Below are 25,170 nucleotides of genomic sequence, written 5' to 3' on the forward strand. Positions count from 1 at the left end.
CCATATGAAAACAGTACGAATAATAGGCGTTCCGGAACATTTTAACCTACCATGGCACATGGCTATAGAAGAAGGCGCTTTTGAAGAAAGAGGCATTGACCTTCAGTGGACGGATGTACCGGAAGGCACAGGTAGAATGTGCCAAATGCTTCAAAATGATGAAACGGACTTAGCCATTATTCTTACCGAAGGTCTTGTAAAGAGTGTTACGGAAGGAAATCCTGCTAAAATTGTTCAAGAATACATTTCCACTCCTTTACAATGGGGAATTCACGTGGGTGCTGAAAGCCAATACAAGTCCATAGCCGATTTAAAAGGAACAAAGGCTGCCATTAGCCGTATGGGCAGTGGTAGTCACTTAATGGCCTTTGTAAACGCTCAAAACGAAGGTTGGAGCACAAATGCGCTTCAATTTGAAATTATAAATAATCTGGACGGAGCGGTAACAGCTTTGACCGAGGGGCAAGCCGATTATTTTATGTGGGAACATTTCACCACTAAACCTTTGGTGGATCAAGGTGTTTTTAGACGTCTAGGAGATTGCCCTACACCATGGCCTTGCTTTGTGATTGCCGCAACGCAAAAATTCCTAAACGAGGAAGAGGCCATTTTAAAGCACATTTTAGAGGTTATTAATACGTACACGGTGGAGTTCAAACAAATACCGAGCATAGACCGCAATCTGGCCAATAGGTACGGACAACAGTTGGAAGATATTAAAGAATGGTTAAAAATAACCCACTGGGGACAAACCCAAATAAATACACAAACCATTGAAAGAGTGCAAGATACACTCATCGACTTAAAGTTGATTGATAAAAAACTTAAGACAGACGAACTTTTACAAAGTTTTAGCAGTTAATTACTTGACAGGCAGTTGTATGTGTTTTAATTTTATAAGGAATTGCCGAAACTAAAGTTGAATTAATTCCTAATGAAAATGAAAACAAAACTACGTAGTACAACTCAATTTCTGTCTGTGGTATTATTTTTCTGGGGTGTTCATTTTGCCCAGGCACAGACCTATTACGCTCTACAAATAGACCGGAATATCCGTATGAAAGCAGAGGATATTACAGCTGAATATCAACCTAGTTTGGTCATGGGTACGGAACAGGCTCTGGAATTTCGGAATACCGTGGCCAAATACATAATCAAGAAAAGGTCGGTTGAAAACAATCCTGATATCACAAACGGGCAAAGACGTTATCGCCTAAAACTGTTGTCCAGTCATGAAAGTTCTGAAATGGCCAATGTACTCTACCCCTATCAATGGCAGGAATATTTACGGGTTAAACCCGAAATTCAGCCTTTACCCAATGAAGAGTCCCGATTTGATGATGCTATCGCGGATAATCAGTCTACCAATTAATAGGCTCAAGACCTTCCTTTTTTAGAATTTCGTTGACTTGACTAAAATGCCGGTTTCCAAACCAGTAACCACGATTGGCGCTTAATGGAGAAGGATGTCCGGAGGTTAAAATATGGTGCTTATTTTCATCTATCAACTTGGCTTTCTTTTTGGCAAAACCGCCCCAAAGCAGGAAAATGAGGTCTTGTTTTTCGTTGGATAGCTTTTTGATTACCGCATCTGTAAAGGTTTCCCATCCTTTTTTTTGATGACTACCGGCCTCGTGGGCCCGTACGGTAAGCGTAGCATTGAGCAAAAGCACCCCTTGGTCTGCCCAACGCTCTAAATTTCCGCTTTGTGGATAAGGTTTGCCTAAATCCGTTTCAATTTCCTTAAAGATATTGATTAAAGATGGAGGGTGCGGAATACCATCCTTAACCGAAAAACTGAGTCCGTTTGCTTGATTAGGGCCATGATAAGGGTCTTGGCCAATGATGACCACCTTGGTTTTGTCAAAAGGGCTATGGTCAAAAGCGGCAAAAATGTCCTTTCCCTTGGGATAACACGTGTTTTGAGTATATTCAGCCTTTACAAATTCTATGAGCTGTTTAAAATAAGGGGCGTCAAATTCTTGAGAAAGCGGTGGTATCCAGCTTTTATGTATTTGTACTGTCATTTATTATGATCATTTTTGTATTGTAACGGTAAATAAACTTGTGGCAAGTAGATTTCGCCGTTTTCAAAAATACTTAAAAATTAGAGTGCAAAGACTACGGAAAGTCGGCTTTAAATATCCAGAAAAATGAAAAAGTGTGTTTTATCGCTATTGGTTGTGTCGTTACTATTGAGTTGTATTGAGGATAAAAAGGAAATCAGCTCTATTAATCCTGAAAACTGGTCTAAGCGCAAAATAGATATTAGCGCGAAAGATTCGCTGGAATACGGTAAATCATATTTGTCCGTTTACTCCCAGATTTATAGCATGACAGAGCATAAAACACACAATTTGACCGCCATGGCGAGTTTGCGAAACACAAGTGATAAAGACACAATTTACTTGACCAAGGCCGAATATTTTGATACGCACGGAAAATCGCTTCGCACTTATTTTTCACATCCCATTTACTTGGCCCCAATGGAAACTACCGCCATTATTATTGATGAAATAGATGTTGAAGGTGGTACGGGTTCCAATTTTTTAATCGAATGGAAAATACCAAAAAACTGCCCAGAACCTCTTTTTGAGGGAGTTATGAACTCTACCATGTCCCAACAAGGTCTTTCGTTCACTACACAGGCCAAACGTATTGAATAACAAAGCTTATATATGGCCAAGTCAATAGATTTCACATCTCGCTGCCATTGACTACCTTTGCCGTCGCAATTAAACAAGAATGGCAAATATTCACCCTAAAACGGTACAAGATCTTGAATTTCCCACAGTTTTAAAGCAGGTTTCTGCCCGATGCTCCACGGAATTGGGAAAAGAACGTGCTTTGGAAATAACTCCGATGACGGACAAGGAAACGGTAGAAAATGTCTTGGGACAGACCGCAGAATACTTATCCTCTTTCGTTAACGAAAACCGAATACCACCTCATGGTTTTGATGCAATAAACAAAGAACTACAACTCCTTCGTATTGAAAATACAACGCTTGAGGTGTCTAGTTTTAAGAAAATTGCCACTATCTGTACTACGGTGGCAACCCAGAAAAAGTTCCTCAAAAAATTTAAGGAATACTATCCACTGCTTTTTGAGGTATCCGAAAAAATTCAGCTGAATACGGATATTCCTAAGGAGATAGATGTGGTTATAGACCGATTTGGAGAAGTAAAAGACCGCGCATCGAACAAACTTTTTGATATACGCCGCCAAATGAACCAGGTAAAAGGAAAAATCGGACAGAGCTTTGCTTCTGCCCTGAATACTTACCACGGTTCTGATTATTTGGATGATATACGGGAGTCCGTTGTGGAGAACCGCCGTGTTCTGGCGGTAAAGGCCATGTACCGTAGAAAAGTAAAGGGAACGGTTATGGGTACCTCCAAAACCGGAAGTATTGTTTACATTGAGCCGGAAGCCACTTTAAAATATAGCCGAGAGCTGAACAATTTGGAGTACGATGAAAAAGAGGAGATTCAGCGCATTCTAAATGAACTCACTAACCAGATTCGCCCTTTTGCTTGGCTATTGGCCGAGTATCAAGAGTTTTTGGCCCATATGGATATTACCTCGGCCAAGGCTTCTTACGCAAGGGAAACCAATTCGTTACTCCCCAAAATAAACGATGAGAAACGATTATTTTTACGCGATGCGTATCATCCGTTGCTCTATCTGAGCAACAAATTGCAACGTAAAGAGACTTATCCGCAGACTATAGAACTGCACTTAGAAAACCGAATTATTGTCATTAGCGGCCCTAATGCCGGCGGTAAAAGTATCACCCTAAAAACGATAGGATTACTTCAAGTAATGCTTCAATCAGGACTCCTAATTCCCGTTCATGAAAGAAGTTCCGTTTGTTTGTTCGATACGATTTTAACCGATATAGGAGACAATCAATCTATAGAAAACCATTTGAGTACCTACAGTTATCGTCTTAAGAACATGAAGAACTTTTTGCGAATCTGTAATGATGAAACGCTTTTTCTTATTGACGAGTTTGGTACCGGAAGTGATCCAGAATTGGGTGGTGCTCTAGCGGAAGCGTTTTTAGAAGTCTTTTATGAGCGCGGCGCATATGGGGTCATAACCACGCATTACGCCAACTTAAAGGCTTTGGCGGACGAGTTGCCCCACACTACAAACGCCAACATGGTCTTTAATAGTAAAACTTTGGAACCCACCTTTCAATTGGTTCTAGGGGAAGCCGGTAGCTCCTTTACATTTGAAGTGGCTCAAAAGAATGGAATCCCCTACAGCTTGATAAACAAGGCAAAGAAGAAGGTAGAACGAGGCAAAGTGCGTTTTGATGCCACGATAGCCAAACTTCAGAAAGAACGCAGCAAAATGGCTAAAACAGGCTCTAGACTTCAAGAAGAGGAGTCCAAAGCGCGTGAAGAAGCCGCTCGTTTGGAAAAACTGAACGCCAAGGTCAAGAGTAAATTGGAGAATTACCAAGAATTGTACGATCACGACCAGCGTATGGTGCAGTTGGGCAATAAAGTAGATAAGGCCGCTGACCGATACTTCATTGACAAAAAGAAGCGCCCGTTGGTATCCGAGCTTTTACGAATTGTGGAGACCGAGAACAGCAAACGCAAGAAAAAGACCGCCAAGGAAGCCAAAGTTGAGCGTGCGAAAAAAGCACAGGTAGTTCAAGAGGTGCAAAAGGAGGTCAAGGTAATACGGGAGAAAAAGATAGTTGAGAAGAAAAAGGCGATTATCAAAGAAAAGAACAAACCACGCCCCATTTTTAAGGTAGGCGACCGTGTACGTATGCAAGACGGGAAATCCGTGGGTACCATAGATAATCTTGAAAAGAACAAGGCTATCGTGAACTACGGCATTTTTACGACTAATGTGAGTGTTGATCAGCTGGAGTTGGTGGAACGGGTTAAAAAGTAATTCCGAACCTTAATTACGGTTTGAAAACAAGGAGTTGTAAATTGAAATATATGCCCTGGTCTTCGTAACTTTACACCGTGAAAAATTCAAAACAAATCATTCTTTTTGATGGCGTTTGCAATCTTTGTAATGGGGCCGTTCAGTTTATCATTAAACGGGACGAAAAGGATGTCTTCCGTTATGCGGCATTGCAAAGCGACCTTGGCAAGCAGTTAATGTCCGAGCGAAATATTGATGCTTCGCAGATAGATTCCATTATTTTAATAGATCCGGGAGTGGCTTTTTACATTAAATCCGATGCCGCACTAGAAATAGGAAAACAACTTAGTGGTTATGGCGTCATTTCGTCTGTTTTACTATGGATTCCTAGCAGTATACGCAATATCGTATACGATTTTATAGCGCGCAATCGCTATAAATGGTACGGCAAAAAAGAAGAGTGTATGATTCCTACGCCCGAGTTGAAAGCCAAATTCCTCTCATAGGAATCGCAAACCCTTCTTATCTCATTCGTTTAAAACTTATTGTAATCGGGCTAATTGCTAATGAAAGTTTAAATTATCATTAGCGAACTTCAATACGCCATGAACAATAAAATAAAACAAGTAGCCTATGTTGGCTTTGTAGCCAAGGGCTCCGTATACCCCATTACTGGAATATTAGCTTTTCTTGCAGCTTTTAATTTGGGAGGTCAAAAAGCGGGGAAATTACAGATTATTGAATTTCTGGAAAAGCAGCCTTTTGGCAAGTTCTTACTAGCCGCTCTTGGGGTTGGTTTAATTTGCTATGCATTGTGGCGCTTTATCCAAAGTATTCAGGACCCGGAAAATATGGGTACTGATGGCAAAGCCCTGGTAAAAAGGGTTAGCTTTTTTATTAGTGGTCTAATTTATTTGGGGCTGGGTATTTTTGCAATTGTGGATATCTTTTATGAACCAGATTCTGGCTCTGGAGGGTCGAGTTCTTTTCTAACCGGAGATATTAGGACCTATTGCTTTATTATCATTGGTATCGCTTTGGCTGGAAAAGGTATTTATCAATTCATAAAAGTATACAAGGGAAATTTCCTTAAGAAATTTAACCTAGCATCCCTTTCCGATGCAACTCAACGCAAGTTCATAAAAAACGTGGGCTATATTGGACTCATGGCTAGAGGTATAATGACAAGCATTATATCTTACTTCTTTTTAAAAGCAGGATTTAGCTTAGCTGGAAGTGATTCGTCCAGCATGAAGGGCACTACGGAAGCCTTTCAGTTTATTCAACAAAACTCATCTGGCCCATGGTTAATGGGTATAGTGGCAACGGGACTAGTTTGCTATGGAGTATATATGTTCACCAAGGCACGGTATCGTCAGTTTAGTAATTAAGATTATCACCGTTTATTTGACTTTGTCGTAGTTATCGTCCCAGTTCTTCACTTTGGGCTTGCCTAATTTTCCAACGGACTTAGCAACCATCATAGCAACACAGGCATCACCCGTAACATTTACCACGGTTCGTAGCATGTCTAACGGTCTGTCCACCGCAAAAATAAGAGCTAAGCCTATCGCCAGTTTATCTTGAGGAAAACCAATTGCTTCCAGAACAATTACCAGCATTACCATACCTGCACCAGGAACCGCTGCCGAACCTATAGAGGCCAATAAGGCGGTAAGTACAATGGTAAGCTGTCCGGAAAAGGATAAATCAAAACCTAGCGCCTGTGCAATAAAGACCGCGGCAACACCTTGATAAAGGCTTGTACCGTCCATATTTATTGTTGCGCCTACAGGAAGCACAAAGCTGGAAACCTCCTTATCTACACCAATATGCTCTTCTACCCTTTCCATAGTAACCGGTAAAGTGGCCGCACTAGAACTTGTGGAAAATGCTAAAAGCTGTGCTGGGCTCATTTTACTCAAGAAAGTCCATGGGTTGTAGCGTGTAAAAGTTCCAACTATCAAGCTATAGAAAACAATCATTAAAATCAAACCAAGTGTGACTACGCCAGCATATTTTAAAAGAGCTAGCAAAAGGTCCGAATCTCCGGAAGAGACCACAACGTTTGCCAAAAGCGCAAATACTGCTATGGGAGCCGTAAGCATGATTAAATCCACCATTTTCAATACCACATCATTTAGTGAATCAAAAAAATCCTTTAAGGGCTTGGCTTTTTCCTCGCCTATAAGCAACATAGAAATACCCATAAATATGGTAAAGAAAATCACCTGAAGCATTAGGCTGTTGTTGCTCAAAGCATTAAATGCATTGTCCGGAACCATATCCTCTAGAAACTGTAACGGGCCGCTATCTTTTTGCCTTGAAGCTTCCTCTAGTTTGGAAGTAACTCCGCTATCATTGGAATATGTTTCGGTTAACTTGGTAATGGTATCTTCGGATATGCCTTCGCCCGGTTTGAGCAAATTGACTAAAATAAGACCTATGGATATGGCAATTACCGTAGTACCAATGTAGATAGCAATAGTTCGTAAACCAATATTCCTGAACTTTGAGATATCCTTTAAATCGGAAATTCCCTTTATCAGCGAAGCTAAAATAAGCGGAATTGCAATTAGTTTTAGAAGTTTAACGAAGATGGTCCCTAACGGGTTTATCCAATCTAGGACAAAATCTTTGCCCCAATCCACATAAGTCATTCCGAAACCAAAGAGAATACCCAAAACCATTCCGATTAGGATCCTCCAGTGTAATTCCAATTTTTGCATGCATCAAAAGTTTAAGCAAGTAATATACTGCTTTTGATTTGAAAGCAGAAAAACAACCTACAAATCGCCTTTGGATTTAATGAATTGCCAATAAATTGATTATGAATTTGCCTTAATAGTACGATTTAGCAAGCTAAAATCCGCCATTACCAATGCGGCCATAGCTTCTACAATAGGAACGGCACGTGGTACCACACATGGATCATGACGTCCTTTTCCTTTGGTCTGCACAAAATTACCTTCCTTGTCTATGGTTTGATAAGGCTGAATGATAGTTGCCACAGGTTTGAACGCTACATTAAAGTAGATATCCATTCCGTTACTGATACCACCTTGTATACCTCCGCTAAAGTTGGTTTTTGTGGTACCGTCTTGATTGAACTGATCATTATGCTCGCTACCTTTCATAGCAACACCTGCAAATCCGCTTCCGTACTCAAAACCTTTTACGGCATTTATGGAGAGCATAGCTTTGCCCAATTCTGCGTGAAGTTTGTCAAAAGCAGGTTCTCCTAGGCCAATAGGTACATTTTGTATCACACAGCTAATGACGCCACCAACGGTATCCCCTTCTTTACGAATATCCTTAATGTAATCTTCCATTTTGGCGGCTATTTCTGGGTCTGGACAGCGCACAGGATTCGCTTCAATTTGATTAAAGTCCAAATCTTGATACGGGGTTTCCATCTTCATGTTCCCTACTTGAGAAACATAAGCGTTTATTTTCATTTCGCCCAAAAACTGCTTGGCAATAGCTCCTGCCACTACCCTGCTGGCCGTTTCCCTTGCTGAACTGCGGCCACCACCGCGATAGTCCCTAAAACCATACTTCTGGTCATACACGTAATCTGCATGCGAAGGGCGGTATGAGTCTTTAATATGTGTGTAGTCGTGAGATTTCTGATTGGTATTATGAATGGCAAAACCAATGGGCGTTCCCGTGGTCTTCCCTTCAAAAATACCGGAATAGAACTCAACCGTATCCGGTTCTTTTCTTTGGGTAACAATAGCAGATTGCCCTGGTTTTCTTCGGTTCAGTTCATTTTGAATGGCTTCAAAATCGATTTCTATTCCTGATGGACATCCATCTAAAACGCCTCCTATTGCTACACCATGAGATTCTCCAAACGTTGAGAGTTTAAATAGGTTTCCAAAAGAGTTTCCTGCCATTCTAAAATATTAAAATTAATTGTTGCTAAACCGTATGTAGCCAAAACTATAAAACTGAACCATATATGGGGGTTGCAGTGGTTTTGGCTAGCGGTAAAGATAAATCTTAAATCAATGACCGCAAAATTAGGTGTTGGGTATTCACGAATAAGATGTGTATTGTGGTTCTTAATGTTTATTTAATGGTTTCAAAATCAATTGATATTGCCAATTTCACATTGGTTTTACATAGGTGTGGTTAATTTGGATATCCTTTTAAAAGTCAGAGAAAAACAACTACTCCCCTATGTTCTTTCATTGACTCCTTGGAACCCTCAAAAAGGTGTTTAACAGAGTTTATAAAATCTTGGATGAAAAAACGAAAAGTAGATATCGCTGTAATTTCGGACGTTCATTTGGGTACCTATGAATGCCACGCCGATGAGCTATTAACCTATTTGAGCAGTATTCAGCCCAAAACACTTATACTAAATGGGGATATTTTAGATATAAGACGATTCAATAAAAGTTATTTCCCAACGGAACACAGTAAGGTTTTACGAAAAATAATTACCCTGTCCATGAAGGGTACAGAGGTGTATTACATTACGGGAAACCATGATGATATGATGCGTAGGTTTTCTGGGATTTCATTGGGCAACTTGCATATTGTAAATAAATTGATTCTGAATCTACATGGCAAGAAAGCCTGGTTTTTTCATGGCGATGTGTTTGATATTTCAATACGAAATGCCAAATGGTTCGCAAAATTGGGCGGATACGGATACGCACTACTCTTTTTTGCCAACCGAGCCCTAAACTGGTCATTGCGAAAGCGAGGAAAGGACAAATATTCCCTTTCCAAGAGAATTAAGAAAAACGGTAACAGAAGCTTAACCTATATTGCAAACTTTGAAAAGTCGGCCACGGACATTGCCATTGAAAATGGACATGACTACGTAATTTGCGGTCACATACACCAACCTAAGAAAATCAGGCATGAAACGGATAAAGGTTCTTGCACCTATTTAAATTCGGGAGATTGGGTGGAAAACCTGACCGCATTGGAGTATTCCTTAAAACGGTGGAAAGTTTACCGTTACAATCACGATAAACTTTCCCCTTTTTTTATGGATGAGGAATTAAAGAACATGAACATGCAAGACTTGGTGAATTCTATTGCCGTAGCAAAGCAAAAACCTTCAAAAGAAGGCCAAGCTCCACTTGATAATTAAAGCTTTAAGCCAAAAGCGCATTCTTTAAAATGGTTACAGGGTGAAGCGCCTCACGTTTGGTACCGTCGTAAATCTGGTGTCTACAACTAGTTCCGTTTGCTGAAATAATGGTGTCTTCTGGTGATTTTCTAACCGATGGAAAAAGCTTTAGTTCACCCACCTTCATACTCACCTCATAATGCTCCTTTTCATACCCAAACGAACCGGCCATGCCACAACAACCAGAACTTATAATGGAAACCTTATAATTTTCAGGAAGGTTCAACACATCAAAAGTCACCTTTTGGTTACTCAATGATTTTTGGTGACAGTGCGCATGTATTTTTACCGTTTTGGCTTCTGTTGTAAATAAATCCGCCGTGATTTCCTTTTTAAGTATTTCCGCAGCAAGAAACTCCTCAAGAAGGTAAGTGTTCATTGCTATGGCATTGGTTGTTTCTGGATCTTGGGAAAAGCGTTTGTACTCATCACGGAACGTAAGCACTGCTGAGGGCTCCAAACCAACCACAGGAATACCCTCGTCCGCAAACCTTTTTAGTTTGGGAATATTTGCCAGCGCCAATTTCTTAGCTTGCTTCAGGAAACCTTTAGATAAGTAGGTTCTTCCGCTTTCGCCATAAAAAAGTTGTACGTCATACCCCAATTTCGTTAGCACTTCAATAGCATCCTTTCCTAGCTCAATATCTAAATACCGACTAAATTCATCAATATATAAAACTACTTTTTGTTTTGTTGCAGTATGTTGATTTTTAAATGATTGAAGATATTTATTAAAATCAAAACTATAAACCTTTGGAAGACTTCTTTCAGGAGCGACACCCGAAGATTTCTTTAATAAACCTCCTAAAAATTTAGAGTCATAAACGGCATTGGTCAACCCTGGGACTTTACTGCCCAGTTTGTTCAGCTTGGTGTTGTAGGCAAATAATTTGCTGCGCATGGGGTAACCGTTCGCCTCTTGATATTGATACAGAAACTCGGCTTTTAAGGTAGCTACATCTACATTACTTGGGCATTCCGTAGCACATGCTTTACAACTCAAACAAAGATCAAAAACCTCCTTTAGTTCCTTTTGGTCAAAGTTGTTCTTCTTCTGTCCTGTAGTTAAATATTCCCGAAGCGCGTTTGCCCTACCCCTTGTTGTATGCTGTTCATCTCGGGTAGCGTGAAAACTTGGACACATGGCTCCAGCGGCTTGTTCCGTTTTTCTACAGTCACCACCACCGTTACATTTCTCGGTAGCTTTTAAAATTCCTTCACTATCCGAAAAATCAAGTAAGGTTTTAATCTCAGGCTCTTGGCGGTCCACTTCATAGCGAAGCGACTCGTCCATGGGGTATGCATCAACTATTTTTCCTGGGTTAAAAATACCTTCTGGGTCAAAAAAGGATTTCACCCTTCTCAATAACTGATAGTTCTCTTCCCCGATCATGATCGGAATAAACTCCGCCCGGACAATACCATCTCCATGTTCACCACTAAAAGAACCTTTGTATTTTTTGGTCAAATGCGCTACGTCCGTAGTAATATCCCGGAACATAACCACATCATCTTTCTTCTTTAGGTTCAATATGGGTCGTAAATGCAATTCTCCCGCCCCAGCATGGGCGTAATACACCGCAGATTGTTTATAGCGGTCCATAATCTGGGTGAATTCACCTATAAAATCCTTTAAATCGGCCACAGCAACCGCTGTATCCTCTATACAGGCCACAGCTTTACGGTCTCCCACCATATTACCAAGTAAGCCCAGCCCCGCTTTTCGCAGCACTACGGCCTTATTTACATCATTACCTCTTAATACAGCTTCGGAGTAACTAAGTCCCGAAGCTTTTACCGTACCTAGAAGTTCATTAATTTGTCTTTGTAGATCTTCTTCGGTATGCGCTTTCACCTCTAACATTAAAAGTGCTGCCGGATCACCTTCAACAAAAAACCGATTCTTTAATTGCTCCCTATTATTTTTTGTACAATCCAGAATAACCTTATCCATCATCTCGCAAAGGTGCAGGTCGTGTTCCATTACCGGAGCAACATCAGACAAGCAGTCTTCTAAAGATTTGTAGTGCGTTACCACCATTGCAGATAGCTTGGGAGGCAACTCGTCTAGCTGAAAAGTTATTTCGGTAGTAAATGCCAACGTACCTTCGCTTCCACTTAAGAGCTTACATACATTTATTTTTTCATCGGTATCACCAAATACATTGGTATTCAATAATTCGTCTACCGCATAACCTGTATTTCTCCTGTGGATTTCCGGTTTTGGAAACTCATTAAAAATACGCTCCTGTACTTCTTTTGGGGATAATTCTTTATAAATCTCCCTATATATAGTCCCTTCAAGGGTATTTAGACTTCTTTTTTCTTCAAACTCACTTGTGGTAAGCGCTTTGAATTCTACTTCGCTTCCATCGGACAATATAGTTTTTAGCGAAACAATTTTTTCGCGCGTAATACCGTATTTAATTGATGTTGTTCCAGAGGAATTATTCCCTACCATTCCCCCTACCATACAACGGTTGGCCGTAGACGTATTGGGTCCAAAAAACAGACCGAAGGGTAATAAATATTGGTTCAGTTCATCACGAATTACTCCAGGTTGTACCGTTACCTGTTTGTTTTTTTCATCAAGACTAACAATTTTTGTAAAGTGTTTGGATGTATCCACAACAATGCCCTCACCAACTACCTGTCCGGCCAGGGAGGTTCCTGCCGTACGAGGAATAAGTCCAACTTTATGTTGGTTTGCAAAGTGTACTAGGGTCTGGAGGTCTTTGGTCGTCTCCGGAAAAGCAACAGCTGTAGGAATTTTTCTATATACCGAAGCATCCGTAGCATATAGCGTTTTGGTTAAACTATCCGATAAAACACGACCTTGCAGTGAATTAGCTAATTCTTGAAGTAAATTTTTATTCAACGGTAAACAATTTAGAACGCTAAATTAAGTTTTTATGCTTGAAAGGCGAACGTAAAACGCCTTTTTAGAACCAAAAATCACAAGAATATGAAAAAATGGAAATTTTTATTTTTTATTTGCCTTAGCTCCACCGCACTTTCCCTTCAGGCCCAAGAAATAGCAGACAACGCCCTAGGTTTAAGGCTTGGTGACAGTGATGGTTTTGGAGCCGAAATCTCTTACCAAAGGTCTCTAGGCCGCTATACCCGTGCCGAGTTGGACCTTGGTTACCGGGATAGCCGTGAATTTGATGCCGTGAAGCTAACCGGCGTATACCAGTGGATATATGAGATTAAACAAGGGTTCAACTGGTTCTACGGTGCCGGTGGAGGTCTCGGAAGCGTAGATTTCGCCCCCGTACCCAACAGAAATAACCCTACCATTGCCGAAGACCCAGATGGCGGACTCTTTGTTTTTATTGCCGGTGATGTGGGTATAGAATACAATCCTGACCTGCCTATTGTTGTCTCTTTGGATTTTAGACCAGAACTGGGTTTGATAGGTTTTAAAAACTTTGATAACAAGTTTAATTTTGACATTGCTCTAGGTATTCGTTACCAGTTCTAAAAACAAAATAACCATAAAACGCTTTTAAGCTCTTGACTCGTAATGTTAAGGGCTTTTTTTTGTTCCGATATATACCTACATTTACCTGATCTTAAACAAAAAGAATGAAAAAAGTAGTATTATCAGTCTGTATCTTACTAGGTGTAATAGCCTGTAACCAAAAGCCCGAAGGGTATAACTTTAAAGGAAACATAACCGGAGAAGTTGAAAATGGAACTAAAGTGTTTCTAAGAGCTATGGGTGAAAATGGCCAACCTGTAGATATTGACACTACCATTGTTGAAAACGGAAGCTTTGTTTTTACAGGTACTGCAGATTCTCCTGAGATGCACTATGTTTTTGTTGACAAGCTCATGGGATACACCGCGGTTATTTTAGAAAATGGCGATATAGAGCTTAGTGCCCAAAAAGATAGCTTAGGTTTTGCCAAAGTAAAGGGTTCAAAGCAAAATGAGGTGTTCATGGATTACATGGACCAGTCTAAGAAAATAACGGCACAGGCACAATCTATCCAACAGGATATGCAAAAAGCCCAACAATCTGCTGATGAAGCTACAGCTAATTCACTCCGTGACGAAATGATGGAGCTTCAAGAAGAATACAAAGATTTTGAGCTTACCTATATTAAAGAACACCCAGAAGCACTTATTTCGGTTCTTTTGATCGATAGGGCTATTGGAGCACGTGCGGTAACTGCCGAAGAAGCACAAAGTTTGTATGACGGACTTTCACCTGAAATAAAGGAAACAAAGGCGGCCGCTTTAATTACTGAAAAATTGGATGCTCAAAAGAAAGCTGAGGAAAGCCAAAAAAGTACTGCTATAGGCGCTAAGGCCCCTGCTTTTACCGCTCCTACCCCTGACGGAAAAGAATTGGCACTTGCCGATGCTTTAGGGAAAGTTACTTTAATAGATTTCTGGGCCGCTTGGTGCAAGCCATGCCGTGCCGAGAATCCTAATGTGGTAAATGTGTATAAAAAATACCATGATAAAGGGTTGAACATTATAGGTGTGTCTTTGGATAAAACAGAAGACGCTTGGAAAAAGGCCATTGCCGATGACGGCCTAACCTGGAACCAAGTTTCTAACTTGGCCTACTTTAATGACCCAATTGCCAAGTTATACAATGTAGATGCTATACCTGCCGCTTTTCTATTGGATGAAAATGGCGTAATTATAGCTAAGAACCTAAGAGGTCCCGCTTTGGAACAAAAGGTTGCAGAGTTACTGCAGTAAAATATATTTTTATATAACTAAAAAGCCCCGAACGGAAATCCGTTCGGGGCTTTTTGTATATCTACAAGTATCTTAGAACTTGTTTCTTACATCTCTAAACGTACCTATTACGGTTGCGCTTCCTAATTTTTTAACGCTACCAAATACATTTGCAACGGAGTCGTCTCCAATAAACTCAAGAGTAGCTCCATCGTTAAGAATGATATCTCCATAAACTGTTAGGTTTCCTTCAATTCTTAGTTTGGCATCCTTGTTAACGGTAATGTTCTTTCGTTTGTTGTTTCTTCCAATGTACAATGTACCGTTCATTTCAAACAAACCATTACTGTTTATATAACTGCTGTTGTTTACTGCCCAAGTTCCGCATAACAACAATGAACCGTTTACGTTAACCGAGTTAAAGTACTTAGAACCTTTAAACTCTTTGGTCTCACCTTGGTTTACGGATAAGTTGGAACTTCCGTAGTAGTATGATAATTCTGCACAACGGCTTTCTAAACTCTGATCAGGTCTGTTCAACTTTACAATTTGAAGTCCAGCTTTACCCGAAGCAGCAAAAATATAATCACCTTTAGAAGCTACATAGTTAATAGAACCATCTAAATCTACCACCCCAATAATATTGGTCTGTCCGTCTTTATCTTCCGATAAACATAGACCGGCACCACCATTGGCCATAAGTAGAACATCTTCATTAATGGCAACAGCATTGGTTACAATATTTTGAGTTTCTGTTCCCTCTGGATTTAAAAGAATTGGAATATGTTCCAGTAAATCGCCACTGGTCATATTATAAACACCAGCTCCTTTAGATCCTTCTGAAACGTATATTTTTTCACCTGAAAAATCAAGGGTTCTTTTACTATTGTCCCCAAAATCCGAACTAATGGCAATTGTTTTGCTTACCGTAAAGCTTTTGTCCATGATGCTAACACCTTGGCTCGCATCTAGTACGGCAATAGTTCCATTGTTTTGTGCTACAGAACGTAAATCGGAAAAAGAAGCATCGTTCTGTGTAGAAAGATCCGAGATTTTATAAGACGTTAACAAACCATCTTTCCCACTCGTTACCAATACCCCATCTGAAGTTACTTTAACATCGTTTGCAGTAAAACCTTCTTGAAAACCGTAGATTAACTCTCCGCTTACATCTAATTTACCACTAGAAGCAGGTATTTTTACCACAAATGAATTTGAAGAAGCTCTAACTGATTTTTCGGAATCCACACCACCAACGGCATACACATAGCCATTAGCATAAGCTATAGAATTGATATCAGCATTGGAATAGTACAGTCTAGAAGAGACTTGAGGGTTGTTAGGGTCACTAACATTTATAATGTCTATACCACCCGCATAACCGTCTTCAACAGTATTATAGGATACGTAAGCGTAATCTCCATCCACATCCACATGAGATGCGGTAAGATTTTCTGCTCCGCTATAAGAAGGTGGGTCTACTCGGGCAATAAGGGTTAATGGGTAATCTCCCGCCATTTCTTCTCCACTTTTGGAAGTTTTTCCGCTAGCACTGCCATCTTCTTTCAAAATTTCTAACACACCAGCATCATCATAAAGAATACTGTTCTCTAAAACAGACTCTTTTGCTTCAATTGAAATATTGTCTTCGGTGTCGGTAAAAACTGTAGTCTCATCGCTACAAGATGTAGCAAATGCAACAGCCGCTAATGCGGCAAGTGAAAGTCTTTTCATTATAAGTAGGTTTAAAAGCTATTAGATTTGGGTTCTAACAGAACGTAAAACTACGGTGAAGTGTATACCAAGCTCAACTATTTTCGATGAATTACCTATATAAGGGGCTTTTCTTGCCTTTTTAACGAAAATTTTATGCGTTAACTAGGAACTTTAATAAGGAAGATCGATGAACGGTAACTTATAATTTACCCATCTTGGCCATAATTAGAAGTATTATTATAGGTAATGCCAATAAGCCAACCATAAGGGGCTCGTTCACCAATAATTGGGGCATAAACAGAAGTGTGCTAACATAGCCCCCGATAGCGCCACCAAAATGAGCGGTGTGGCCAATATTGCCCAATCGGCTTTTCATCCCATAAATAGAATACAATAGGTATCCAATACCAAAAACATAGGCTGGTACCGGTAACGGTATGAACATAATACCCAACTGCATATTAGGCTGAAGCTGTATAGCAGCGTACAGTACTCCGGTTACAGCTCCACTTGCACCTACGGCACTATAATACGGCTCGTTCTTATGAAAAAACATGGCCAATAAACTTCCGGCCAACAAACTAATAAAATAGACACCTAAAAATTTACCTGATCCAAACCAATTGACCACAACAGGTGCAAAGAAGTATAGGGTAAACATATTAAAGAAGAGGTGTGCAATGTCTACATGCAAAAAACCGGAAGTAAGCATTCGGTCTTTCTGTCCTGCCTGAATCTGGCCAATGCCAAACTTGTAACGTTCAAAAAAAGCGGTATCGTTAAATCCTTTTAAGGAGACTAAAACATTAGCAGCAATTACCACGATTGTGGCAATATCCAGGTTGTTCATAGGGTGCAGTTAATTTCGGTTCAAATATAGTTATATTTGTCTACTTAAAATGTCTTGATGCAGTTGCTTGTTTTTATTTTAGTGTATCCATTGCTGTGGATAATCTCTATACTTCCCTATCGCCTTTTTTACGGATTTTCGGATTTTGTATTCTTTTGGGTCTATCGTGTTGTGGGCTATAGAAAGAACGTGGTACAGCAAAACTTGGAGTTGGTCTTTCCTGACAAAACGGAATCAGAAATAAAGGACATACAGAAAAAGTTTTACCACCATATGTGCGATATGTTCCTGGAAATGGTAAAAACCATGAGTCTTTCCAAAGCGGCAGTTAAAAAGCGCTATGATGTTCAGAATATTGAAGTTCTACAAGAAATTGAAAAGGAAAAAAGCATATTGGTTGTTTGTTCGCATTACGCGAACTGGGAGTGGAACGTTAGCATGAACAATTATGTCAACTCCAAAGGTTATGCAGTTTACCAAAAAATAAGCAACACCTATTTTGACCGATGGGTAAAAAAAGTCCGTGCGCGTTGGAACACAACACTTATTACCAAAGAGGAAACGGCCAAAACCGTATTGGTCAACTATAAAAACAACATAAAGGGAATTTTTGGTATGGTAAGCGACCAATCTCCACAACGTAGCCGCGCGCATTATTGGACCGAATTTATGGGCGTAAAAGTGCCAGTGATTAACGGTGCGGAAACTTTAGCCCGAAAAATGGATTTGGCCGTAGTTTTTTTAAAAGTGTCCAAAGTTAAAAGAGGCTATTACAAAGCGGAATTAATACCTATTACCACTTCAGGAGCCTCTACCGAAAAAAATGAAATAACGGATACCTTTTTAAGACTCGCCGAGCAACAGATAAAAGAACAACCGGAATACTACTTGTGGACACATAGACGCTGGAAACACAGAAATAGTGTTCCTGTGGAGTTTCAGTAATCCTCTCCCTTCGACTGCGCTCAGGAAGGTATTACTTCAACTGAGAGAGAAACTTTTTGGCCGGCTGTGCTCAGGAAGGTATTGCTTATTAATATAAATCATTTAAAATAGGATTGTGCTGAGTAATATAAGGCTTAGAGCAGACTAGCTCCGGGAAAAATATTTCTTGATTAAACATGAAAACGCTCGGAATGAAAATGAGAAGAAACTCAATCATTTCGAGCGTTTTATTATGAAGCACCATCCTTAGACTGCACTCAGGAAGGTGCTGATTTTACAAACCTGCCACAGTTTTTATCTCTCCAATTATACGATCGGCAAGTTCGTCTGCTTGTGACTGACTCTTAGCTTCGGTATAAATACGGATAATTGGTTCTGTATTTGATTTTCTAAGGTGTACCCAATTTTCGGCAAAATCTATTTTTACACCATCAATGGTAGATATTTCTTCGTTTTTATACTTTTCGGCCATGGCCTTAAGAATACCATCTACATCTAGACCCGGTGTTAACTGTATTTTCTTTTTGCTCATAAAGTACGAAGGGTAGCTTGCGCGAAGTTCTGCAACTGTTCCACCTTTTTCGGCCATAAGCATTAAGAATAAAGCAGTACCCACCAAAGAATCACGGCCGTAGTGACTTTCAGGATAAATGATACCCCCGTTACCTTCACCACCAATAATGGCATTGTTCGCTTTCATTTTCGTAACCACATTAACCTCGCCCACTGCTGCAGCTTCATAAGTGCCGCCATGCTTTTGGGTAATGTCCCGTAATGCACGTGAAGAAGAAAGGTTAGAAACCGTGTTTCCTTTGGTCTTGCCCAAAACGTAATCTGCACAGGCCACTAAAGTGTATTCTTCACCAAACATTTCGCCAGTGTTATCAATAAAAGCCAAACGGTCTACATCTGGGTCTACCACGATACCAAAATCGGCTTTTTCTTTTACCACCAATTCACAGATATCCCCTAAATGTTCTGTTAAAGGCTCTGGGTTATGCGGAAAATGACCTGTTGGGTCACAATATAGTTTTACAACTTCAACACCAAGTTCTTCCAGTAGTTTTGGAATGGCAATTCCCCCTGTGGAATTTACCCCGTCTACTACTACCTTAAATTTTGCCTTGCGAATAGTATCTGCATCTACCAAAGATAAATCTAGAACTTCGTCAATATGAATGTCTATGTACGAATCGTTTTTGGTAATACTCCCTAGGTCATCAACCTCGGAGAAATCAAAATCTTCCTTTTCGGCTATATCCAAAATTTTAGCACCTTGGGCCGCATCTAAAAATTCGCCTTTTTCATTAAGAAGTTTAAGGGCGTTCCATTGTTTTGGATTGTGGCTGGCGGTTAAAATAATTCCACCATCGGCTTTTTCCAAAGGCACTGCTATTTCCACCGTAGGTGTAGTGGACAAATCTAAATCAACAACATCTATTCCAAGACCTACTAAAGTAGATACTACAAGGTTTTGGATCATTTCACCTGAAAGGCGGGCATCTCTACCAATAACTACTTTTAATTTTTCTTTTTTAGAATACGCTTTTAACCAAATACCATATGCTGCAGCAAATTTAACCGCATCTATAGGGGTTAAGTTATCTCCCGGGCTACCTCCAATAGTGCCTCGTATTCCTGAAATCGATTTTATTAATGTCATATTTTTTAAAATAGTTTCTGCAAATATACAGGTCTAAGGCCAATACTATGTTTGCAATTTGTAAATTCGAGCTTATGAACTTTTTAGCACACATTTATCTCTCTTTTGACGACCCAGAAATTACTTTGGGAAATTTTATTGCGGACAGTATACGGGGCAATAAATTTAAGCACCTGCCGGAAAGGGTTCAAAAGGGAATTCTATTGCACCGGGAAATTGATACGTTTACGGATACACATGAAATTCCTAAAATCAGTAGCAAGCGTTTGCATAAAAATTACAGCCACTATAGCCGGGTGATCGTAGATATTTTTTACGACCATTACCTTGCCAAGAACTGGAATACATATAGTAAAACACCTTTGGATGCCTATGTTGAGAATTTCTATGATCTACTGGAGGACAATTACCCTATTCTACCGGTGGGCGTACAACGCATGATGCCTTATATGATTTCGGATAATTGGATATATAACTATTCCAAAATGGAGGGAATAGCAAAGGTATTGAAAGGCATGAACCGTAGGACCAACAATAAATCCAAAATGAATTTTGCTATTTTGGATCTGGAGGAACATTATGAAAAGTTTGAAGAAGAGTTTGCTGCTTTTTTTGATGAACTCATGGTGTTTTCAAAACAAAAATTTATTTCACTTTAATATCAAGGCAGATAGAAATTAATAAAAAAAGTACAATCCTTTAAACCGACCGCGTATGAAACCAACACGTCTAATTCTATTGAAGACCCTTGTTCTCCTTCTTTTTGTCAATTGTAAAACCGAACCTCCAAAACCGGCAAAACCCACGGGTGTAGTCGCTGAGAAGGCTATGGTAGTTTCTGCTCGCGAAGAGGCGTCTACCATAGGTGCTACAATTTTAAAACAAGGAGGAAATGCTTTTGACGCCATGGTTGCTACGGAGTTGGCACTGGTAGTATCCTATCCGTTCGCCGGAAATATAGGCGGTGGTGGTTTTATGGTATATCGCAAAGCGGATGGTTCTATAGGAGCATTGGATTACCGAGAAAAAGCACCATTATCCGCTACAAAAGATATGTATTTAGATTCTCTGGGTAATGTTATTCCGGGTATGAGTACCAAGGGCGCTACCGCAGTTGGTGTTCCCGGAACGGTAGCCGGCATTGTAGAAGTACACAAGAAGTTCGGTTCTATGCCTTTAGAAGATATCCTTGCCCCTGTTATTGCTTTGGCAGATGAAGGTGTTATCATAACAGAGAAGCAAGCCGAAAGGTTCGCCAACTATAAAGAGATAATTCTTGAGGTTAACGATAGTGTTACAACCTTCCCGATAGGCTGTAAAGCTGGCGATTTGGTAAAATACCCTGCATTGGCAAATACACTCAGGCGCATAGCTAAAGATGGCAGGGACGGTTTCTACAAAGGGGAAACCGCAAAAATATTAGCGTCTTTCATTCAGGAAAAAGGTGGATTTGTCACCGAAGAAGATTTGGAGCAATATGAGGCCCGCTGGCGCGAACCTGTCGTTTTTGATTACAAAGACCTTCACATTATATCTATGAGTCCGCCTAGCAGCGGAGGTATGACCATCAACCAAATTTTGAGGATGATGGAACCGTATGACGTTGCCAAATTTGGGCACAATTCCGAAAAGACCGTTCAATTGTTTACAGAAGCTGCGCGCCGTGCCTATGCTGACCGTAACTACTGGTTGGGCGACCCTGATTTTGTGAGCATCCCAATGGACCAACTTCTAAGTCCCGAATATCTGGATGAACGCATGGCCGATTTTTCTTTTGATAAAGCAACAAAATCCGAGGACATTCGTGAAGGTAACTTTCAAATGGCCGAAAGTATGGAAACTACCCACTACTCCATTGTAGATGCGGAGGGCAATGCGGTTTCCGTAACTACCACTTTAAATGGAGCTTATGGTTCAAAGCTGTATTGTGATGAACTTGGCTTTTTCTTGAACAATGAAATGGACGATTTTAGTGCCAAGGCCGGTGTACCCAATATGTTCGGTCTGGTTGGTGCCGAGGCCAATGCCATTGCACCAGGTAAGCGTATGCTTAGCAGTATGACCCCTACCATTGTAGAAAAGGATGGTAAACTTTGGATGGTAGTTGGTACGCCCGGAGGTTCTACAATAATTACTGCAGTGGCCCAGACCATTCTAAACGGATATGAGTTTAATATGAGCATGCAAGAGGCGGTAAACGCCCCTCGTTTTCACCACCAATGGTTACCGGACGTGGTTATATTTGAGCCCGAAGGCTTTTCGGAAGAACTTAAAGAGAATTTAAAAGCTAAGGGTTACCATATTAATGAAGACCGTACCCCTATAATTGGAAAGGTAGACGCCATACGTGTATTGCCCGATGGAACTTTAGAAGGTGGAGCGGATAAACGAGGTGATGATACCGCGGTAGGATTTTAGAGCATTTAGATGATAAAAAGAATATTGAAGGTTGTGGGGAAGGGAATCTTAATCCTTTCCGCCATTTTGCTTATTGGATTTGGAATTGTTTATTTAATCTATAATAAACCTCTACCAAAAGGGATTTCCGGTACAGAGGCCGATGCCTTGGCCGAAAAAATGCTAAAGGCTGCTAATAACGAAGCGTATAAGAACACCAACTATTTAGAATGGAGTTTTGCCAATGGTGCACATTCCTATAAGTGGGACAAGATAAACGGAGAGGTGGATGTAAAATGGGATGCCTATCGCATACTATTGAACCTAAAACACCCCAACAAAAGCAAGGTGTTTGAAAATGAAGCCGAGGTTATTGGCAACTCCCGAAAAGAACTTATTACCAAGGCCGAAGGTTATTTCAATAATGATTCCTTTTGGTTAGTGGCCCCGTTTAAAGTTTTTGACCAAGGCACACAACGTAGTGTGGTACACTTAAAAGACGGTACCAAAGCACTTATGATTACCTATTCTTCTGGTGGTAGTACACCCGGAGATTCTTATCTCTGGCATTTAGGACCTAACGGATTACCCGAAAGCTACCAAATGTGGGTGAGCATTATTCCGATAGGCGGACTTAAAGCGACATGGGATGACTGGAAGATTATGGAAACCGGTGCTTTCTTACCAACTTCCCATAAACTAGGACCCATGACTTTGGATATGGGTGAGGTTAGAGGGTATAATTAATACTCATCAAAGGTTTTTCCACCAATTGGCATAGGTGCTAACGGAATCCGAAACTATAATTTCTTGCCCTATTTGTGGTGCAATTACCTTTAGGTTCAACTCTAAAGCTTTTGCCTCAACCCGTTTAATAGGGTCTTTCCAATCGTGAAGTGCCAATTTGAAACCTCCCCAATGTATGGGCATTATTTTTTCGGCTTTTACATCCAATCCCGCTTGTGCCGTTTCTTCGGGCATCATATGTATATCCGGCCACATTTCGTCATATTGTCCGCATTCCATTAACGCCAAATCAAAAGGGCCATATTTCTCGCCTATTTCTTTAAAGTGCGGTGCATAACCACTGTCTCCACTAAAATAAATATTTTCATCTAAAGATTGTACGACCCAAGAACTCCAAAGTGTACTTTGGCTGTTGTCTAATTTTCTTCCAGAAAAATGCTGGGCCGGCGTACAGACCAATGTTATGTTCTGCAATTGTTTTTCCTCCCACCAATCCATCTCTGTTATCTTATCTGCAGGAATTCCCCATGCTTCCAAATGAACCCCTAGCCCAAGTGGTACAAAATAGTGGTCAGTTTTATCCTTTATCGCTAAAATGGTCTCATAATCCAAATGGTCATAATGGTCATGGGAGAAAATGACCGCATCAATGGTGGGCAACTTTTGTACGTCCAAAGGCATTTCTCTATTAAAGCGCTCATCTCCCAGCCATGGGTGTGGCGCAGGAACCATACCGAACATGGGATCCAGAAGAATGTTCTTGCCCTCCATTTGCAACAAAAATGAGGAATGTCCAAACCACACTAATCTGGCTTTACTCCTATAATCGGCTACTTGGACGGAATCTAGTTTCTCAACTTTTAAATCTTCCTTAGGTCTGCCATTTGGAACGTTGGCCGTAAAAAAGGTATAAGCAAGACTCAAGGTTTCCCCTAGGCTTAAATCTTTTGGAACGGCTTTGACATTAATGAACTTTCCGTCTTTAAACTGATTTGAGTTCTCGTACACCACTTGCCTTTCTTGGCCAACATCACCACCAAAACTTGGATAAAAACTATTGAACAATAGGTATGCAATTACCAATACGCCAATTCCTATTAGAACTGCAAATACCACCTTCTTCAAAATTTTTATCAGCATATTGAATCAAATATTTTTGCAAAAATAGGGTTTGCCCGAAATATACTAGACCCATAACTTAATTCAATTTTCTATAAACCTCAATATTCTTAAAAACGGTATCGTTGCGCTCATAAGTATTTATCTGCTTATAAGTGTTGTTACTGCGTTCTATGGGAATTACATACGTATTTACATCACTCTGCATAGACTTGGACATTGAAGTCAGGGTTTCTGTAATAGTATCATTTTTAAAAGTGTAGGTACCATAGCCATGCCATTCAGATGCATCCGCAGCTGGGTCCGTATTCCAGATAACATGTCCGTCTAAATAGATTTTATGTTGCACTTTACTGGTGTCAACACTTAGCGTATCTCCGTTACCTAGGTTATAGAAATGGCTTAATTCCCACACACCATCAATCGGGCTGGAATTTACAGAAGGCTTATTCACGCGAGATGTACAGCAAGTGAATAGAAATACTATAGCAAAAAGTAACGCCTTAACAGGGATTTGCTTTTTCATGATTGGAGGTGGGTGGTTAACAGGTTAGGTATTCTCGTGGGCTCTTCCCACGAAAATGGTATCACCCATAAAGTTAACCTAAAAGTTTTTCACTTAGGAATTTTCCCACCTTTTTAATGTTTAGTGATTTTCTGAATTTGATTTCAAATACCCCTACTCCGCTCACCCAAATCTTAAAATCACTATCGCCATCAAAAGTGCCGGCAGTTTCAACTGAAAACGAGCTTATTTTTGAGTAAGGGAAAGACTTAAACTCCTTCTTACTTCCGGTAAGTCCATGAACATCCATAGCTATGATTCTTTTAGAGGTAAACCAAACTTTGTCACGAACATGGGAATAGGCCAATTCTATTTCTTCGTTGTCTATAAGAATGTCCGCTACTTTGGCCCTACTGGCTTCTAAATTATCTTCTTTGGTAACGCTAAAAGTTACTAGTAAATCAATTTTCATAGGGTGT

General features: G+C 40.2%; 23 protein-coding genes. 13 read left to right on the forward strand and 10 right to left on the reverse strand.

Going from position 1 to position 25,170, the window contains the following annotated elements; translation table 11 throughout:
• The first annotated feature begins 4 nt into the window (after positions 1-4).
• The gene (locus tag H9565_RS13620; RefSeq protein ID WP_215440439.1) at positions 5-862 is read left to right on the forward strand and encodes a substrate-binding domain-containing protein; all 858 of its coding nucleotides are present in this window, start codon (positions 5-7) and stop codon (positions 860-862) included.
• A 78-nt stretch (positions 863-940) separates the two neighbouring features.
• Positions 941-1,372 (forward strand): hypothetical protein, encoded by a 432-nt coding sequence (locus tag H9565_RS13625; RefSeq protein WP_215440440.1) that lies wholly within the window; start codon positions 941-943, stop codon positions 1,370-1,372.
• Here the strand turns inward: H9565_RS13625 and H9565_RS13630 are convergent.
• Positions 1,362-2,027, reverse strand: coding sequence for a uracil-DNA glycosylase (locus H9565_RS13630; protein ID WP_215440441.1), 666 nt, complete (start codon positions 2,025-2,027; stop codon positions 1,362-1,364). The genes H9565_RS13625 and H9565_RS13630 overlap by 11 nt on opposite strands.
• 126 nt (positions 2,028-2,153) lie before the next feature.
• Here H9565_RS13630 and H9565_RS13635 point away from each other — a divergent pair, with 126 nt between their 5' ends.
• From H9565_RS13635 to H9565_RS13650, 4 genes are all read left to right on the forward strand, one after another.
• Positions 2,154-2,666 (forward strand): DUF3124 domain-containing protein, encoded by a 513-nt coding sequence (locus tag H9565_RS13635; RefSeq protein WP_215440442.1) that lies wholly within the window; start codon positions 2,154-2,156, stop codon positions 2,664-2,666.
• Between the two features lie 79 nt (positions 2,667-2,745).
• Complete coding sequence (locus H9565_RS13640; protein ID WP_215440443.1) at positions 2,746-4,920, forward strand: endonuclease MutS2; 2,175 nt, start codon at positions 2,746-2,748, stop codon at positions 4,918-4,920.
• A 77-nt stretch (positions 4,921-4,997) separates the two neighbouring features.
• Positions 4,998-5,405 (forward strand): thiol-disulfide oxidoreductase DCC family protein, encoded by a 408-nt coding sequence (locus tag H9565_RS13645; protein ID WP_215440444.1) that lies wholly within the window; start codon positions 4,998-5,000, stop codon positions 5,403-5,405.
• Between the two features lie 99 nt (positions 5,406-5,504).
• Entirely contained in the window at positions 5,505-6,290 is a 786-nt protein-coding gene (locus H9565_RS13650) for a DUF1206 domain-containing protein (RefSeq protein ID WP_215440445.1), read from the forward strand.
• Between the two features lie 12 nt (positions 6,291-6,302).
• Here H9565_RS13650 and H9565_RS13655 read toward each other — a convergent pair whose 3' ends face one another.
• Positions 6,303-7,628, reverse strand: a complete 1,326-nt coding sequence (locus tag H9565_RS13655; RefSeq protein ID WP_215440446.1) for a dicarboxylate/amino acid:cation symporter — start codon at positions 7,626-7,628, stop codon at positions 6,303-6,305.
• Positions 7,629-7,727: 99 nt separating this feature from the next.
• Positions 7,728-8,798, reverse strand: a complete 1,071-nt coding sequence (gene aroC, locus H9565_RS13660) for a chorismate synthase (RefSeq protein WP_215440447.1) — start codon at positions 8,796-8,798, stop codon at positions 7,728-7,730.
• A gap of 350 nt (positions 8,799-9,148) precedes the next feature.
• Here aroC and H9565_RS13665 point away from each other — a divergent pair, with 350 nt between their 5' ends.
• On the forward strand, positions 9,149-10,012 hold the full coding sequence (locus H9565_RS13665; RefSeq protein WP_215440448.1) for a UDP-2,3-diacylglucosamine diphosphatase: 864 nt from the start codon (positions 9,149-9,151) through the stop codon (positions 10,010-10,012).
• 4 nt (positions 10,013-10,016) lie between these two features.
• On the opposite strand, the gene H9565_RS13670 is transcribed toward H9565_RS13665, so the two are convergent.
• Positions 10,017-12,929: an FAD-binding and (Fe-S)-binding domain-containing protein gene (locus tag H9565_RS13670; RefSeq protein WP_215440449.1), complete on the reverse strand. Its 2,913-nt coding sequence runs from the start codon at positions 12,927-12,929 to the stop codon at positions 10,017-10,019.
• Between the two features lie 87 nt (positions 12,930-13,016).
• On the opposite strand from H9565_RS13670, the gene H9565_RS13675 reads away from it, so the two are divergent.
• On the forward strand, positions 13,017-13,535 hold the full coding sequence (locus H9565_RS13675; protein WP_215440450.1) for a hypothetical protein: 519 nt from the start codon (positions 13,017-13,019) through the stop codon (positions 13,533-13,535).
• Positions 13,536-13,639: 104 nt separating this feature from the next.
• Complete coding sequence (locus H9565_RS13680; protein ID WP_215440451.1) at positions 13,640-14,770, forward strand: TlpA disulfide reductase family protein; 1,131 nt, start codon at positions 13,640-13,642, stop codon at positions 14,768-14,770.
• A gap of 72 nt (positions 14,771-14,842) precedes the next feature.
• Here the strand turns inward: H9565_RS13680 and H9565_RS13685 are convergent, their stop codons facing one another.
• Together H9565_RS13685 and H9565_RS13690 are read right to left on the reverse strand one after the other, a co-directional pair.
• On the reverse strand, positions 14,843-16,483 hold the full coding sequence (locus H9565_RS13685) for an LVIVD repeat-containing protein (RefSeq protein WP_215440452.1): 1,641 nt from the start codon (positions 16,481-16,483) through the stop codon (positions 14,843-14,845).
• A 181-nt stretch (positions 16,484-16,664) separates the two neighbouring features.
• Complete coding sequence (locus tag H9565_RS13690; protein ID WP_215440453.1) at positions 16,665-17,315, reverse strand: rhomboid family intramembrane serine protease; 651 nt, start codon at positions 17,313-17,315, stop codon at positions 16,665-16,667.
• 57 nt (positions 17,316-17,372) lie between these two features.
• On the opposite strand from H9565_RS13690, the gene H9565_RS13695 reads away from it, so the two are divergent.
• Positions 17,373-18,260 carry a lysophospholipid acyltransferase family protein gene (locus H9565_RS13695; protein ID WP_215440454.1) on the forward strand — a complete coding sequence of 296 codons (888 nt, stop codon included), beginning with the start codon at positions 17,373-17,375 and terminating at the stop codon, positions 18,258-18,260.
• 274 nt (positions 18,261-18,534) lie between these two features.
• On the opposite strand, the gene glmM is transcribed toward H9565_RS13695, so the two are convergent.
• Complete coding sequence (glmM, locus tag H9565_RS13700) at positions 18,535-19,923, reverse strand: phosphoglucosamine mutase (protein ID WP_215440455.1); 1,389 nt, start codon at positions 19,921-19,923, stop codon at positions 18,535-18,537.
• Between the two features lie 74 nt (positions 19,924-19,997).
• Here glmM and H9565_RS13705 point away from each other — a divergent pair, with 74 nt between their 5' ends.
• Genes H9565_RS13705 through H9565_RS13715 form a run of 3 tightly spaced genes read left to right on the forward strand, consistent with a single transcriptional unit; the run spans position 19,998 to position 23,067 of the window.
• Positions 19,998-20,582, forward strand: coding sequence for an acyl carrier protein phosphodiesterase (locus tag H9565_RS13705; protein ID WP_215440456.1), 585 nt, complete (start codon positions 19,998-20,000; stop codon positions 20,580-20,582).
• Positions 20,583-20,637: 55 nt separating this feature from the next.
• On the forward strand, positions 20,638-22,341 hold the full coding sequence (gene ggt, locus H9565_RS13710) for a gamma-glutamyltransferase (protein ID WP_215440457.1): 1,704 nt from the start codon (positions 20,638-20,640) through the stop codon (positions 22,339-22,341).
• Positions 22,342-22,350: 9 nt separating this feature from the next.
• Positions 22,351-23,067: a hypothetical protein gene (locus H9565_RS13715; protein WP_215440458.1), complete on the forward strand. Its 717-nt coding sequence runs from the start codon at positions 22,351-22,353 to the stop codon at positions 23,065-23,067.
• Between the two features lie 6 nt (positions 23,068-23,073).
• Here the strand turns inward: H9565_RS13715 and H9565_RS13720 are convergent, their stop codons facing one another.
• The 3 genes from H9565_RS13720 to H9565_RS13730 all read right to left on the reverse strand — a co-directional run bounded on the left by H9565_RS13720 (position 23,074) and on the right by H9565_RS13730 (position 25,163).
• The gene (locus H9565_RS13720) at positions 23,074-24,207 is read right to left on the reverse strand and encodes an MBL fold metallo-hydrolase (RefSeq protein ID WP_215440459.1); all 1,134 of its coding nucleotides are present in this window, start codon (positions 24,205-24,207) and stop codon (positions 23,074-23,076) included.
• Positions 24,208-24,265: 58 nt separating this feature from the next.
• The gene (locus H9565_RS13725; protein ID WP_215440460.1) at positions 24,266-24,712 is read right to left on the reverse strand and encodes a hypothetical protein; all 447 of its coding nucleotides are present in this window, start codon (positions 24,710-24,712) and stop codon (positions 24,266-24,268) included.
• Between the two features lie 73 nt (positions 24,713-24,785).
• Positions 24,786-25,163, reverse strand: a complete 378-nt coding sequence (locus H9565_RS13730; protein WP_215440461.1) for a PH domain-containing protein — start codon at positions 25,161-25,163, stop codon at positions 24,786-24,788.
• Positions 25,164-25,170 lie beyond the last annotated feature (7 nt).

Origin of the sequence: Zobellia russellii (assembly GCF_018728565.1) — a bacterium.
Classification (GTDB): Bacteria; Bacteroidota; Bacteroidia; order Flavobacteriales; family Flavobacteriaceae; genus Zobellia; species Zobellia russellii.

Coding starts and splice junctions, on each gene's coding strand:
- H9565_RS13715 (WP_215440458.1), top strand. CDS start 22,351: ATGATAAAAAGAATATTGAAGGTTGTGGGGAAGGGAATCTTAATCCTT.
- H9565_RS13630 (WP_215440441.1), bottom strand. CDS start 2,027: ATGACAGTACAAATACATAAAAGCTGGATACCACCGCTTTCTCAAGAA.
- H9565_RS13680 (WP_215440451.1), top strand. CDS start 13,640: ATGAAAAAAGTAGTATTATCAGTCTGTATCTTACTAGGTGTAATAGCC.
- H9565_RS13620 (WP_215440439.1), top strand. CDS start 5: ATGAAAACAGTACGAATAATAGGCGTTCCGGAACATTTTAACCTACCA.
- H9565_RS13730 (WP_215440461.1), bottom strand. CDS start 25,163: ATGAAAATTGATTTACTAGTAACTTTTAGCGTTACCAAAGAAGATAAT.
- H9565_RS13725 (WP_215440460.1), bottom strand. CDS start 24,712: ATGAAAAAGCAAATCCCTGTTAAGGCGTTACTTTTTGCTATAGTATTT.
- H9565_RS13625 (WP_215440440.1), top strand. CDS start 941: ATGAAAACAAAACTACGTAGTACAACTCAATTTCTGTCTGTGGTATTA.
- glmM (WP_215440455.1), bottom strand. CDS start 19,923: ATGACATTAATAAAATCGATTTCAGGAATACGAGGCACTATTGGAGGT.
- H9565_RS13655 (WP_215440446.1), bottom strand. CDS start 7,628: ATGCAAAAATTGGAATTACACTGGAGGATCCTAATCGGAATGGTTTTG.
- H9565_RS13635 (WP_215440442.1), top strand. CDS start 2,154: ATGAAAAAGTGTGTTTTATCGCTATTGGTTGTGTCGTTACTATTGAGT.
- H9565_RS13720 (WP_215440459.1), bottom strand. CDS start 24,207: ATGCTGATAAAAATTTTGAAGAAGGTGGTATTTGCAGTTCTAATAGGA.
- H9565_RS13685 (WP_215440452.1), bottom strand. CDS start 16,483: ATGAAAAGACTTTCACTTGCCGCATTAGCGGCTGTTGCATTTGCTACA.
- ggt (WP_215440457.1), top strand. CDS start 20,638: ATGAAACCAACACGTCTAATTCTATTGAAGACCCTTGTTCTCCTTCTT.
- H9565_RS13705 (WP_215440456.1), top strand. CDS start 19,998: ATGAACTTTTTAGCACACATTTATCTCTCTTTTGACGACCCAGAAATT.
- H9565_RS13640 (WP_215440443.1), top strand. CDS start 2,746: ATGGCAAATATTCACCCTAAAACGGTACAAGATCTTGAATTTCCCACA.
- H9565_RS13665 (WP_215440448.1), top strand. CDS start 9,149: ATGAAAAAACGAAAAGTAGATATCGCTGTAATTTCGGACGTTCATTTG.
- H9565_RS13695 (WP_215440454.1), top strand. CDS start 17,373: ATGCAGTTGCTTGTTTTTATTTTAGTGTATCCATTGCTGTGGATAATC.
- H9565_RS13650 (WP_215440445.1), top strand. CDS start 5,505: ATGAACAATAAAATAAAACAAGTAGCCTATGTTGGCTTTGTAGCCAAG.
- H9565_RS13690 (WP_215440453.1), bottom strand. CDS start 17,315: ATGAACAACCTGGATATTGCCACAATCGTGGTAATTGCTGCTAATGTT.
- aroC (WP_215440447.1), bottom strand. CDS start 8,798: ATGGCAGGAAACTCTTTTGGAAACCTATTTAAACTCTCAACGTTTGGA.
- H9565_RS13675 (WP_215440450.1), top strand. CDS start 13,017: ATGAAAAAATGGAAATTTTTATTTTTTATTTGCCTTAGCTCCACCGCA.